The 12,093-nt window shown below is 68.7% G+C and carries 12 protein-coding genes and 5 pseudogenes; 8 read left to right on the top strand and 9 right to left on the bottom strand.

All coding sequences use genetic code 11. The features are described 5' to 3' along the window. Positions 1-278 (top strand): annotated as a pseudogene (locus AC5WS8_RS38275) (hypothetical protein); the annotation flags it as partial. Between the two features lie 201 nt (positions 279-479). On the opposite strand, the gene AC5WS8_RS38270 reads toward AC5WS8_RS38275, so the two are convergent. Then, the gene (locus AC5WS8_RS38270; RefSeq protein ID WP_496108092.1) at positions 480-935 is read right to left on the bottom strand and encodes a hypothetical protein; all 456 of its coding nucleotides are present in this window, start codon (positions 933-935) and stop codon (positions 480-482) included. Positions 936-1,253: 318 nt separating this feature from the next. Here AC5WS8_RS38270 and AC5WS8_RS38265 point away from each other — a divergent pair, with 318 nt between their 5' ends. The 3 genes and pseudogenes from AC5WS8_RS38265 to AC5WS8_RS38255 form a co-directional block, all read left to right on the top strand. Continuing rightward, positions 1,254-1,442, top strand: a complete 189-nt coding sequence (locus tag AC5WS8_RS38265) for a hypothetical protein (protein WP_496108091.1) — start codon at positions 1,254-1,256, stop codon at positions 1,440-1,442. A gap of 76 nt (positions 1,443-1,518) precedes the next feature. Beyond that, positions 1,519-1,695: pseudogene (locus AC5WS8_RS38260) on the top strand (telomere-protecting terminal protein Tpg); the annotation flags it as partial. A gap of 345 nt (positions 1,696-2,040) precedes the next feature. Further along, a pseudogene (locus AC5WS8_RS38255) lies at positions 2,041-2,312 on the top strand (IS110 family transposase); the annotation flags it as partial. A 42-nt stretch (positions 2,313-2,354) separates the two neighbouring features. Here the strand turns inward: AC5WS8_RS38255 and AC5WS8_RS38250 are convergent. Together AC5WS8_RS38250 and AC5WS8_RS38245 are read right to left on the bottom strand one after the other, a co-directional pair. Continuing rightward, positions 2,355-2,969 (bottom strand): hypothetical protein, encoded by a 615-nt coding sequence (locus AC5WS8_RS38250; RefSeq protein WP_496108090.1) that lies wholly within the window; start codon positions 2,967-2,969, stop codon positions 2,355-2,357. Between the two features lie 557 nt (positions 2,970-3,526). After that, entirely contained in the window at positions 3,527-4,948 is a 1,422-nt protein-coding gene (locus AC5WS8_RS38245; protein WP_496108089.1) for an SGNH/GDSL hydrolase family protein, read from the bottom strand. A gap of 404 nt (positions 4,949-5,352) precedes the next feature. On the opposite strand from AC5WS8_RS38245, the gene AC5WS8_RS38240 reads away from it, so the two are divergent. Next, positions 5,353-6,468: a mechanosensitive ion channel family protein gene (locus AC5WS8_RS38240; protein WP_496108088.1), complete on the top strand. Its 1,116-nt coding sequence runs from the start codon at positions 5,353-5,355 to the stop codon at positions 6,466-6,468. Between the two features lie 123 nt (positions 6,469-6,591). Here the strand turns inward: AC5WS8_RS38240 and AC5WS8_RS38235 are convergent. The 3 genes and pseudogenes from AC5WS8_RS38235 to AC5WS8_RS38225 form a co-directional block, all read right to left on the bottom strand. Continuing rightward, positions 6,592-6,741: pseudogene (locus AC5WS8_RS38235) on the bottom strand (YhjD/YihY/BrkB family envelope integrity protein); the annotation flags it as partial. A gap of 94 nt (positions 6,742-6,835) precedes the next feature. Then, positions 6,836-7,096 carry a hypothetical protein gene (locus AC5WS8_RS38230; protein WP_496108087.1) on the bottom strand — a complete coding sequence of 87 codons (261 nt, stop codon included), beginning with the start codon at positions 7,094-7,096 and terminating at the stop codon, positions 6,836-6,838. After that, positions 7,093-7,320 (bottom strand): DUF6247 family protein, encoded by a 228-nt coding sequence (locus tag AC5WS8_RS38225; protein ID WP_496108093.1) that lies wholly within the window; start codon positions 7,318-7,320, stop codon positions 7,093-7,095. Before AC5WS8_RS38225 ends, AC5WS8_RS38230 begins: the two co-directional genes overlap by 4 nt. A 330-nt stretch (positions 7,321-7,650) precedes the next feature. Between AC5WS8_RS38225 and AC5WS8_RS38220 the strand changes: the two are divergent. Continuing rightward, a pseudogene (locus AC5WS8_RS38220) lies at positions 7,651-8,855 on the top strand (IS110 family RNA-guided transposase). 37 nt (positions 8,856-8,892) lie between these two features. Here AC5WS8_RS38220 and AC5WS8_RS38215 read toward each other — a convergent pair. The 3 genes from AC5WS8_RS38215 to AC5WS8_RS38205 are packed head-to-tail and all read right to left on the bottom strand — an operon-like array spanning position 8,893 to position 10,713. After that, positions 8,893-9,078, bottom strand: coding sequence for a hypothetical protein (locus AC5WS8_RS38215; protein ID WP_496108086.1), 186 nt, complete (start codon positions 9,076-9,078; stop codon positions 8,893-8,895). Continuing rightward, positions 9,069-9,251: a hypothetical protein gene (locus AC5WS8_RS38210; RefSeq protein WP_496108085.1), complete on the bottom strand. Its 183-nt coding sequence runs from the start codon at positions 9,249-9,251 to the stop codon at positions 9,069-9,071. The genes AC5WS8_RS38215 and AC5WS8_RS38210 overlap by 10 nt, the downstream gene beginning before the upstream one ends. A gap of 25 nt (positions 9,252-9,276) precedes the next feature. After that, positions 9,277-10,713 carry an FAD-dependent monooxygenase gene (locus tag AC5WS8_RS38205; RefSeq protein ID WP_496108084.1) on the bottom strand — a complete coding sequence of 479 codons (1,437 nt, stop codon included), beginning with the start codon at positions 10,711-10,713 and terminating at the stop codon, positions 9,277-9,279. 116 nt (positions 10,714-10,829) lie between these two features. Here AC5WS8_RS38205 and AC5WS8_RS38200 point away from each other — a divergent pair, with 116 nt between their 5' ends. Both AC5WS8_RS38200 and AC5WS8_RS38195 read left to right on the top strand, forming a co-directional pair. Continuing rightward, positions 10,830-11,795 (top strand): Lrp/AsnC family transcriptional regulator, encoded by a 966-nt coding sequence (locus tag AC5WS8_RS38200; protein ID WP_496108083.1) that lies wholly within the window; start codon positions 10,830-10,832, stop codon positions 11,793-11,795. A gap of 93 nt (positions 11,796-11,888) precedes the next feature. Then, positions 11,889-12,093 (top strand): hypothetical protein (locus tag AC5WS8_RS38195; protein WP_496108082.1); only part of this gene is annotated, 205 nt, incomplete at its 3' end.

Genomic DNA, 12,093 nt, shown 5'->3' with positions numbered 1-12,093 from the left:
TCAGTTTGGGCTCGCAGGCGTTCGGCCTGCTGTTTCTTGTCGGCGATGTGCCGCAGGCTCTCTTGCAGGCCGCGGAGGAGCTGTTCCTCGTGCTGGAGCACGCGCAGACGTGGGCCGACAATCTGAAGCAGCCGAAGGACAGCCTGGTCAACGTGGTGGGCGAGGCCGCAGTGCCGCGCGTGAAGTTGTGGCAGTACCTGCGCGAGCAGGCCGATGCCGGACAGCTGAAGGCGATCGAGGACGGCCGGGCCGCCGGCGTGCCCCGCCCCCACCGATGACATCCGCGCCGCGTCACCCGAACGACACCACGATCGCGTCACCTACGACAGTCCGCGGTTCGGCGTGGCCGACCGCATGCGTGGCGCCCCGCAGGCGGCGCGGAGGGAACGCCACGAACACCGTCGCCAAGCTACCCCAGCAGCCGGACCAGGAACCCCAGAACAGGCATACGGGGCACGGCGGTCAGCCGGCGCATCTGCTCATGGGCGCAGGGTGGAGGTGTACTGGCTCCTGCTGTCGCCGAGGTAGTTGTTGTCGTAGGCGCCCTTGGAGGTGAGCAGCCAGTAGGAGTTCACCATCGGCTCGAAGTGCCACGTGCCCGTGTAGGCGCTCTTGCTGAAGGTGACGTGCAGGTAGACGTGGCCAACCTTACCGGAGGCGACCTTCACCGTGGGCGAGTAGCCGGGCAGGTTGAGACCGATCAGGCCGTTGGAGTTGTAGTAGCTGGCCTTCTCCCAGCGGTGGTGTACCGGATTCCACCACGTGGCGGAGATGCCGCGCATCTGCTTGAAGCCTGGGGCGGCGAAGTTCCACAAGGACAGCGCAAAGCCGGCCGGGGCCAGGACGTCCCGGGACTTCTGCGTGTAGGACATGGTGACGTCGATCGTGGTGCCCCGGTGGAAGGACTTCGGGATGCCGCTGGCCCACTCCTTCAACGTCCCGATCCGGTGAGGCCCGGACGCCTGCGTGCCGGCCGGAGCCGCGGACGCTGTGCCTTCGCTGACCGGCACCAACAGCCCCAGTGCCGCAACCGCTGCAACCGCCGCGGCACGTATACGTGTTCTCATACTGTCCCCTCCCAATGATCCATCAGCCGCGCATCCTACGCACCAGCCCGCCCTCCCTGGGTAAGGCCACAACAAGACCGCCCCCGGCACACCCACCACCCCGTACAGCACGCGGGAGCTGCGGGGGCGGCTGCACGCCTGGGGCCAGTTCCCGAAGGCGGGGTGGTTGGCCTGGGTGGGTTGCCCATGTGGGCCGACGATCCCGCCACCGAGACCGTCGAGCCGCGCGAGTACCGGGTCTGGCTCACCCCTGGCCAGGCGCAGCCGATCGACGGCGTCCGGTACGACACCGTCCCCCGCTACCCGCTGCGCCGCCCCGGCGCCGTGGCCTGCACCGAGTGCGGCGCGGACGTCGCCCTCAGCCCGCTGACGTAACCCGTGGGCACCGTCCCTCTGCGGTGTCGCCGTGTCACGGAGCGGGCTGGTCATCGGATGCCGCGTCACGCCAGGGCCACCCCAGTACGCTGCTCGCCTCTTCGACGCCCAGCAGGCCGGCGCCACCGAGCAGCAGCTGCGCGACATTGCCGCCGAAGACCTCGGCGAGGTCTACTTCCGCGACCGCGGCCGCCGCGCCCACGGCCTGCTGGTGGAGTTCACCGACGTGGAACACCTCCAGTTCGACCTGTAGCCCCGAAAAGGCGAAGTGGTCGGCCAGGCGTGCAGAGACGGGCGCGCTCCTCCCGTACCCGAGGACAGGTCCGTCCACCTCGCACTCACGGTACAGCTGGCAGGACGTCGGCCCCGGTGCTGGTGGGCTCTCCTGATCAACCGTCGCCGGTTCTCGGGCTCTGGCTCAGTTTTGTGGTCGGTTGCTGTCAGCGACAATCGGATGTCGGCCCGTCAGAGAATGAGAGCGCCCGATGATGCCGCCGTTCTGCGCGTTCTCGGCGGCGTCCCCCGGACGGCCCACCATCACTGCCGACCGACCTGGACGTGGATCTGGGGGTCTTCAGCCTGGAGGAGGCCCGGGCGGCTCGCCCGAGCAACGAGAAGTGCGGGCTCCTCCATCCGGGCCGAACAGCCCGCACGGCGGGGGAACAAGCAGCTCAAGAGTGCCTTCTTCGCGTCCGTCTCGGCTGCACCGGCCGACCCCCGCCTCCTGCACCTGCTACGACGAGGAGATCACCCGGGGAACGCACCGCACCCAAGCTCTCCTCTGTCTCGCCAGGCTGCCGGGCCGACGTGCTCTTCGCCATGCTGCGCGACGGCACCTTCTACCAACCACCGACCTCGATCACCCGTTGACCAAAGTCATAGGGGCACTCCCGTCCCAGCATCCGTCGAACATCACCCGTCGAAGTTGGACCAGAAGATTCCGACGCCCACACCTCTCTCGTCCCGGCCGACCAGGATGCTGTTCGACGTGAAGTCACAGGTGGGGAACACCAGGGCGTTCGCACCGCTCGCCGGGTCGACAACGACATCGAGCACCGGGGTCCGGGAGCCTGCCTCCTGCTGCGCCTCGAACTCAGCCACGGCCTGCGCCACGGGGTCCTCGGCATCCGCGAAACCGGGGCTTCGGTGAAGGGCCCCGCCGATGACGAGGTTGTCCGGGGTGCTGGAGTAGATCGCCGAGGCGACCTCGCTCAGCTGGTTGACGTCGTCCGACGCCTCTTCCCAGCTCGCGCCCACCAGCGCCTCCGGGGTGGCACCGCTCGCGACCAGCGCGACGGCGGAGACCGTGGCGCCCCGCTCGTCGTCCCAGTCGTACGCCAGATAGACCTCGTGCAGCCCGTCGGCGACATCGTCGAATGTGAAGAAGTCCCCGCCGTCGAGCCCGCACACCGCTATCTCGCCACGGCTCAACAGTCGTCCTGCAAGTGTGAGTTCGCCCAGGTACCCGGGCTCCCTCTCCCAAGCGTTCGCCTTCAGAACCGCTTCGATCGCTTCGATCATCTTCATGCCGGCGAGTGTCTCACCCCCCTCCGACAATCCCGACCCGCCAGCCCCCGGATACCGTCAGCTGCCGCGCAGTTGCGGGACCTCGGGCCGCACCCAGCAACACCTGCGAGCCGGCATCGGCCGACGGTTGCGAGATGAGCGAGGAAGAGCACCGCCAGGTGGCCGCGCGAGATTCAGCCGGTTTGGTCCACGATCGGCTTCGAGCCTTTCCGGGATGGTGTCCGCTTCCACCTGCAGCGCCCCCAGGGGAGTGTCCAATAGACGGCTCTGTCTCACATTCGGTGGTGACGGTGTGTCACTGTCGAGAGTGTCGTGGCCTCGGAGTGCCCATCGTCGCCGTCGTAGCTGGTCGGCGGGCCCATCGCCGCCCGCCATACGGAAGGCGCACTTGGCCCTGGAAACTGCCCGAGGTCGACCGAGACCGGCTACCCGGAGTGTTCCTGCAGATCCCTGGCCTGCTGGTATCACGGGCCGTCATTGTCAACACGAAGCGTCACCACCGAATGTGAGACAGAGCCGTCTATTGGACACTCCCTCGTCGTGCGCCGCGGTCATGGCTACGGTGCTTTCTGCGCCGTGGAGCTGGGGGCGGGTGTCGTGGGCGGGGCGCTGGTGCGCGTCAGCGCCTGCTGGTCGGCGAGGGCGATGGCGAGTTCACCGGCCGCGTTGGGGTGCAGGGGCGCGTTCGTGTCGGGTCCCTGGACGAACGGCTGGTCGCTGCAGAGCCGGTGGCCGTCGAAGTGCTGGGGTACGGCGGTGAAGCCGAAGGTCTGCGCGCCCTGGCGCAGTACGGAGTTGAGTTGGTCGAGGCGGGACTTGAGGACCTTGGCCTTGGTGGCGGTGACGTGCTGGTCCTTGAGACAGTCGATGTTCTCGCCGAAGGGGTTGTAGTACTCGTTGATCAGGACCCGGGGGTGCTGGGGCAGTGCGGCCAGGTTGCCGAGCAGGTCGTAGTAGTCGGCGGTGAAGGCGGCGGTCTGCTGCTGGAAGTACGCGGTGGATGCCTTGTCGTCGCAGGCGTTCGCGGCGGCGCAAAGGGCGGTCAGGGTGGACCAGTGGATGTCGTTGGCGCCGATGCTGACAATGATCACGGAGGCTTTGGTGGCCTTCGTAGCGGCCGACAGCTGTGGGGGTACCTCAGTGGTGCCGCGCTGCTGGGGGCCGAGGAGACCGTTGCGGATGGTGGCGCCGCTGCAGGCCAGGTTGAGGGTGTTCCAGTTGTTCGCCGCGGCGAGGTACACGGCGTAGGCGTCCTTGCTGCGTCCGCACGCCTTGTCCGCGGCGCTGGGGTGGTCCAGGGGAGCATTGCCGATGGCGGCGGCGGTGGAGTCTCCGATGACCACGGCCTGGACTTCCGGTCGGGCGGGTGCGCCGACGGCCTGCACGGGTGTGGGCGTGCTCTGCCCGACCAGGTCTTCGATGCCTCGGACCTGTTGCAGAGCGGCGGGTGTGGCGGAGGCCAGCAGATACACGCCGAGGGCGTTGAGCGCGCACACACCCGTGACGGCGACGGCGAGTGTCCACAGCGTGGCCGCACGGCTGGAGCGGCGCAGGCCCGCGACCGCGCCGGCGATCAGCGCCGCGAATCCGGCGGCGATCAGTGTCTCCCACAGGAGGTAGCGCGTCCAGGCGGAGGTGAGCTGTGCGCTCAGTTCCTTTCCGGCGGCCTGGGCGCCTCCCGGCTCCGTGAGAGCAGTGGCCTGGGCGTTCAGGGAGATGTTCGTGAGCTTCAGCCGCGGGCGGATGGGTCCCTCGAACCGGGGCCGGGTGGGGATCACCTGGCCGAAGAGGTCGAGTTCGCCTGGCCCGGACATGCTCAGATCCGGTGTGGCCGCGCCCACCTGCACGGTCTGGCCGACCGGGGAGATCGTCTGCAGGGGCGTGACGCGAACCGACAGCCACACGGACAGCGCGGCTACCGCCAGGACGGCGGCCGCGCATCCGAGGAAAGAGGGTATCCGGCGAAGCCACAGGCGCATAAGGCTCCTTCGCTCGGCCGGCGTCCTGACCGGTCGTCGGCGGCTCGTCCTGTCCACGGGGCGGGCTGCGGACAGCCTGTGCCGGGCTGTCACGGCAGGACTGCGACCTTACTTTGTCGCACAGTCAAGCGGACGGATTCGGCCGGCGTCGGTCACCGGCTGGCAGCATGGCCCCAGGGCAGGGGGCCGGAGGGGCCAGGAGCCGGGTAGGGCAGGATGGCAGGTCATGCCGGGACCGCTGAAGGTGGCCCGACATTACCGCGATACCGGAAATGGGCAGGTGGCAGAGTGTTGAGACGGTACGCGCCGACGCCGGCAGCCGAGTCGGGAGTGGGGGCGGCGGGGCCGCCTGCGGACTGGGACCGCGAGGTCGCGGCGGCGTGCTGTGCCGGCGGTGGTGGCCGATGACCCGGGCTCTGACCCTGCACGATGCGATAGTGGCGGGCGCCGCCGTGGCCGCGGGCGCGGCGGCGGGCCTGGTGGCACGGATGGTGCTGGGATGGCTGGGGGAACGGGCCCGCCGGACACGGTGGAGTGGCGACGAGATCGCCGTCGACGCGCTGCGGACGCTGGTGCCCTGGGCGGCCCTGGCGGCCGGAGTGTCGGCGGCCGGCGCGTCTCTGCCGCTGACCGCGACCACTCGCCACAGCCTCCACCTGGCGCTGGTCGCGACCCTCATCCTGGCCACCACCCTCACCACGGCCCGCACCGCAGTGACCCTGATCCGGTCTCTGGCGCTGTCACGGTCCGGGGTGGCCGGCTCGGCCACCATCTTCGTCAACATCACCCGCATCGCGGTCCTCGCGATCGGCATCCTGGTCCTGCTGCAGACACTCGGCGTCTCGGTCGCCCCCCTGCTCACCGCGCTGGGGGTCGGCGGTCTCGCGGTCGCGCTCGCACTGCAGGACACACTGGCCAACCTGTTCGCGGGCGTGCACATCCTGGCCTCGAGGAAGGTCCAGCCGGGCGACTACATCCGGCTCGGCAACGGCGAAGAGGGCTACGTCGTCGACATCAACTGGCGCAACACCGTGGTGCGCCAACTGCCGAACAACCTGCTGATCATCCCCAACGCCCAGCTCGCCGGGTCGATCATGACCAACTACCACCAGCCCGAGCAGCAGATGTCGGTCCTGGTACAGGTCGGCGTCGGCTACGACAGCGACCTGGAGCACGTCGAGCGGGTGACGGTCGCGGTGGCCGCGGAGGTGATGGCGGAGGTTCCCGGCGGAGTGCCTGATCATGAACCGGCCGTCCGGTTCCACACGTTCGGGGAGTCCAGCATCGACTTCTCGGTGATCCTGCGAGCCCGCGAATTCTCCGACCAGTACCTCGTCAAACACGAGCTGATCAAACGCCTGCACCGGCGTTACCAGGCCGAGGGCATCGAGATCCCCTTCCCGATGCGGACCGTGGTCGTACAGCAGCAGGACCAGATACCCGTACGCGGGCCCGGAAAGACGGACACCGGTCCCGCCCGGACGCCAGTCCCCGCAGCGCGCACCCCGGATTCCCGGTAGCACCGGGCAGAGACAGACACCCGCCCCCGTCGCCTCGCTCCGCGCCTTCCGCGGACCGCCGCCGTCCGGCCACGCCCCGACAGTCAGGCTGAACAGCCCAACACCGCCAGGACCGGGGGCTGGTCAAGGTCGGCGGAGGGCCGCGAATTCCGCGTTGAACTGCGCTCCGGCGAGGAGGGCGAGGTTGGACATCCACAGCCAGACGAGGAAGACGACCAGGCCCGCGAGCGATCCGTACAGGCGGTCGTAGGTACCGGCGTAGGTGGAGTAGAGAGTGAGTACTCGGCCACGTTCTCACTGGTCATCGATGCATCTTCCGATCGTCATCAGCGGCTAATGCCAGGGTCAGGGCGTTCCGTGCGGATGGCTACCCGATCCAGATGACGTCCAGGACGGACAGGCGCCGGGTGAGCCGGTTGATCACGTAGACGACGGACAGCTGACCGACGGACGCGGCGCGGACGTCCTCGCCTTCCGGGTCGCCGGCGTTCCACTGGGGCCAGCCCCATGGGGAGCGCACCGCGATGTCCAGGACGTCGCGGATCATCTCCTTCGGGTGTTCCGGGAGCTCGGTGAGCGTCTTCGCGGCCTGCGGGGACAGGCGCACCGCCCACGGCTGATCTGTCACCGGCGCCCGCCGAGGACGTCGGCCAGGTCCACGAAGCCGGTCTCATCTCGGCCGGAGTCCATGTAGGCGTCGACGGCCGGGGCCGCAGCGAGGCGGACCTGCCAGGTACGGACGACATCGTGCAGGGGGGTGAGGCTGTAGGTGTGGCGGGAGTCCTCCAGGGCCTTGGCCCAGTCCCGCTCGAAGGCCGACACCCAGGTGGCGGCGCGGCGGTCGTCGCGCAGCTGGGCGAGCAGCTGGGCGGCGGCGGGGCGGGGACTTCCTCTGGTTGCGCGCTCATCGGCACCTCCTGGCGGGTCGTATCGCCACCGTACGCGCGGTGCGGGGCGGTGGGGACGGACATGCGGTGATCCTTAAGAATGTTGGCGGTCCGGGAGGACCGGGTGTGGCTGATGCGGGTCTGCCGTTGATGGCTCGAAGGGAATGGCCGCCCGGTCCTCCAGGACGCTCCGACCACTGGTTGAGAACTGCGGACATCGCTGGTTAAGGACCTGCCGGCGGGGTGTTCCTCGGGCCATAGAAGTGCTGGTCACGAGGGATACGGAGCGACGGGCTTGAGCACGCGGCAGGCGCGGATATGGGTCGGTGTCGATGCCGGCAAGGGGCACCACTGGGCGGTCGGGGTCGACTCCGACGGCGAGACGCTGTTCTCGACGAAGGTGATCAACGACGAGGCCCAGATCCTCACGCTCATCGAGACCGCCCGAGAGCGGGCCGACGAGGTGCGGTGGGCGGTCGACATTTCCGGCCGGGCCTCGACGCTGCTGTTGGCCCTGCTGATCGCGAACGGCCAGCAGGTCGTCTACGTGCCCGGACGCACCGTCAACCGCATGTCCGGCGCCTACCGGGGCGAGGGCAAGACCGACGCCAAGGACGCCCGCGTCATCGCCGACCAGGCCCGCATGCGCCCGAAGGACTTCACCCCACTGAACACACCCCGGAGCTGGTCACCACGCTCCAGGTGCTGACCAATCACCGAGCTGACCTGATCGCCGACCGGGTCCGGCTGCTCAACCGGCTCCGCGACCTGCTGGTCGGGATCTGCCCCGCCTTGGAGCGGGTCTTCGACTACTCCGTGGCCAAGGGCCCGGTCGTGATGCTGACCGAGTACCAGACCCCGGCCGCTCTGGGCCGGATCGGCGTCAAACGGCTGACGACCTGGCTGGAACGCCGCAAAGTCCGAGGTGCCGCAGAGGTCGCAGCCAAGGCTGTGGAGGCGGCCCAGTCCCAGCAGATCGCGCTGCCGGGCGAGAAGCGGGCCGCCAAGCTCGTCTGCGACCTCGCCCACCGGCTCCTGGCCCTCGACGAGCGGATCAAGGACAACGACCGGGAGATCCGCGAGCCCTTCCGCGCAGACGACCGCGCTGAAATCATCGAGTCCATGCCCGGCATGGGGCCCGTTCTGGGCGCCGAGTTCATCGCGATCGTCGGTGACCTGTCCGGCTACCGCGACGCCGGCCGCCTCGCCTCTCACGCCGGGCTGGCTCCCGTCGCCCGTGACTCCGGCCGCCGCACCGGCAACTACCACCGGCCCACGCGCTACAACCGCCGCTTGCGGCATATCTTCTACATGTCGGCACAGACCGCGATGATGCGGCCCGGACCGTCGCGGGAGTACTACCTCAAGAAGCGGGCCGAGGGCCTGCTGCACACCCAGGCCTTGCTCGCGCTCGCCCGCCGCCGGGTCGACGTGCTCTGGGTAATGCTGCGCGACAAGAGGCTCTTCACCTCCGTCCCACCGGTCACGCAGGCTGCTTGACACGATCATTGAGATTCCCTTCCCGCGCTGGTGGGCGTCAGTCGACGCCGTAGTCGAAGACGTCCTCGTCGGTGTAGTCGTCGAGGATCTCGCCGACGGCCTCGCGCAGCCGTCCGGCGATCTCGTCAGCGGCCTCGGGGCTGCACACGATCTGGCAGCTGATATTGCGGAAGCCAGGCTCGTCGTCGGCCGACACCTCTTCGGCAGTGTCCGTCAGCGCCACTGAAGCTCCCTCTCCCAATCGAGGAAGTCGACGCCTTCCTCTTCCTGGCGCTGGTAGTCGTCAGCGGCCTGCCGGTTCGCGGCACGTTCGGCCTCATTCTTAGGGTCCGGGATGTGCCGAAGCACGATAGTTGTCACCATCGGGGCCCCATTGATGACCACCAGCCTCTCCACGACGGCTGGCTTCCTGAACGTCGGCTCAGCGGGGCTCGCCGAACCAGCGATCGAGCGCCGGTTCCAGGTCATCAGCGCCTGCCCAGCACACGTAGCCGTCCGGCCGGATGAGCATCGGCTCGGTGTCGGCGCCCTGGCGCACCCGGTCCACCCGGTCCGACCAGGCGTCGGCGACCTTGGCAAACGTGTCGGCCGGGTCCAGCAGGATGCCGTGCCCGGACCGCAGTAGTTCGTGCACCCGGGCCGTGCCGAGGTCCAGGTCCGGTGCGGGCCGGCCGACGAGCGGATGGGTTTCGGTGCCCGGCATTGGGTAACGAATAGCCATCCCGGACATCAGGTCGGCGAGATAGTCTTGGACGTCCGGCAGTTGGGCCATGGCCGTGAAGATCTCCCGGGCAGCCAGCACGTCCGGATCGCGGGTGCCGGCCCAGTCCATCAGTAGGCTCTGTGCCCGAACGTTGCGCAATACGGCGGCCCCGGCCGGATGCCGTTCCGTGTGATACGTGTCGAGCAAATTCTTTGGTGCCCAGCCGTGCACGGCGGCGCCGAGCTTCCAACCGAGGTTGAGCGCGTCCTGCATCCCGGTGTTCATGCCCTGCGCGCCGAGTGGAAGGTGGACATGGGCGGCATCGCCCGCAAGGAACACCCGCTCGTGCCGGTACTGCTCGACCTGCCGTGACGCGTTCGTGATGCGGCGGGCGTAGCACAGTTCGAGTAGGTGCACTCGCGTTCCGAACACGGTGCTCAGGCCGTGACGGATTTCGTCCTCGGTGACCGGGACATCCCTCGGCAGTGACTGACCCGGCCCGCCGAGGACGAGTCGGCGCAGCTGCCTGCCCTGCGGATCGGTGCCGAGCGGGAACAGCGCCGCCCAGTGCCCGTCCTCGTTCCAGGTGTGCGACGTGGACGGATCGACGCCGCTCAGCCGCACGTCGGCGGCGGTGATCGTCAACGTACCGGGCTGACCGGGGAACCCGGCCCGCAGTAGCGACCGTACGGTGCTGTGGGCTCCGTCGGCGGCCACGAGGTAACGGGAGCGGAGGGTGGCGCCGTTGGCGAAGGTCGCGGTCACCCCGCTGTCGTCCTGGGCAAGGCCGACCAGTTCGTGGTCCCTGCGGGCGTGGAAGCCGTGCGCGGCGAGGTGCTGTTCGAAGAATCTCTCGATCACCACCTGCGGCACAGACCGCCATGGCAAACGGTGTCGGGCGGGATGGAGCGGGAGTGGGATACCAGCGAAGTGGCCAGTGGTAACTGGATGATCTCCGGTGGCCAGCAAGGGCTCCAGCAGCCCTCGTTGGTCGAGCGCCTCCAGTGTGCGGGACTGCACGCCGCCTGCCTTGGACAGGTCGCTGCGCTGCGACAGCTTGTCGACCAGCACGGCCGACACCCCCGCCAGCAGCAGTTCGTTGGCCAGCGTCATTCCGGTCGGGCCGGCGCCGACGATGAGCACATCGGTGTCCATGGACTCTCCTGTAGCTGTGTCGATCAGGATCAGAACCAACGCTCCGTCGGCTGAGCTGCCGGCGCCAGAATGCGGCTCGATTGCGTTGGTATCTGACACCGTCTAGCGTCAGCTCGGTGGAATTCGACTTCGATGAACTGGATCGTCGGCTCGTGCACGCCCTGCAGATCGACGGACGTGCCCCGTTCAGCACTATCGCTGAGGTTCTCGGGGTGTCGGATCGCACCATCGCGCGCCGGTACGCCCGGTTGCGGTCGGCCGGGGCGGTACGGGTGCTGGGCGGCGTCGACCCCACCGCGCTGGGCGCCATCCTGTGGTTCCTGCGGGTGCGATGTGCGCCCGCCGCGTCGCTCCCGGTCGCCGAGGCGCTGGCCCGACGCCCCGACACGTCCTGGGTGAGCCTCAGCTCCGGCGGCACCGAGATCACCTGCGTGGTCCGTACCGAGAGCGAGGCGGACAGTGAGGCACTGCTGCTGGCCAAACTCCCCCGCACCCCGCGCGTGGAGGGCATGACCGCACACTCCGTGCTGCACTCCTTCTACGGCGGCCCGGACAACCTGGTCGGAAAACTCGGGTCGCTGGAGACGGAAGCGATCGAGCGACTGCGCCCGCCACCGATCCCGCATCGACCGGACCCGGTGCGGCTCGACGACGGTGACCGCAAGCTCCTCACCCTGCTCGCCACCGACGGCCGAGCCGGGTACGAGCAGCTGGCTACGGCGACCGGCTGGTCGCCGACGACGGTCCGACGCCGGATGACGGAGCTGCGCGAACACGGCCTGCTCTATCTCGACATCGACGTCGACTGGCACATGTTCGGCGTGAACACCCGAACCCTGCTCTGGCTCTCGGTCGCCCCCGCGCACCTGGAGGAGGCCGGTCAGGCTCTGGCCGAGCATCCGGAGATCGCGTTCGCCGCCGCCACGACCGGCCCGACCAACCTGTACGCCAGCGTGGTGTGCACGAACCAGCGGGAGCTGTACCGGTACCTGACCACCCGGGTCGCCGCACTTCCCGCCATCACACACCTCGAAACGGCACCAGTGATCAGGACCGTCAAGCAGGCAGCGAACCAGATGTAGCAACCGACCAGCCCCTGCTGTTTCGACCGCGCAAAGCACACTGCTTGTCACCCGGTCGGCGCGCTACCTGTCACCAGCAGCACGCGAAGCACGGTGGGTGTCACCGGCTCCGGCGCTGTACCGACCGCCTGGCTGCACAGCGGCCGCGACAATCAGCCCGGCGTGCGTCGTCCTACGGTCCTTGTGACAACACGCCGCCTTGGTGACAACTATCGTGCTTCGGCTCACGAATACGGTTTATCGCAGGCCCTGAATTCAGCCGTGTCAGAACTGGAAATCTATGGACTGGACGTGCGTG

This window comes from Streptomyces sp. PTL18 (genome assembly GCF_059510295.1).
The sequence above is the reverse complement of the archived record's forward strand: the minus strand, read 5'-3'. Positions and strand labels throughout refer to the sequence as shown.

Coding starts and splice junctions, on each gene's coding strand:
- AC5WS8_RS38265 (WP_496108091.1), top strand. CDS start 1,254: ATGTGGGCCGACGATCCCGCCACCGAGACCGTCGAGCCGCGCGAGTAC.
- AC5WS8_RS38250 (WP_496108090.1), bottom strand. CDS start 2,969: ATGAAGATGATCGAAGCGATCGAAGCGGTTCTGAAGGCGAACGCTTGG.
- AC5WS8_RS38245 (WP_496108089.1), bottom strand. CDS start 4,948: ATGCGCCTGTGGCTTCGCCGGATACCCTCTTTCCTCGGATGCGCGGCC.
- AC5WS8_RS38240 (WP_496108088.1), top strand. CDS start 5,353: ATGACCCGGGCTCTGACCCTGCACGATGCGATAGTGGCGGGCGCCGCC.
- AC5WS8_RS38205 (WP_496108084.1), bottom strand. CDS start 10,713: ATGGACACCGATGTGCTCATCGTCGGCGCCGGCCCGACCGGAATGACG.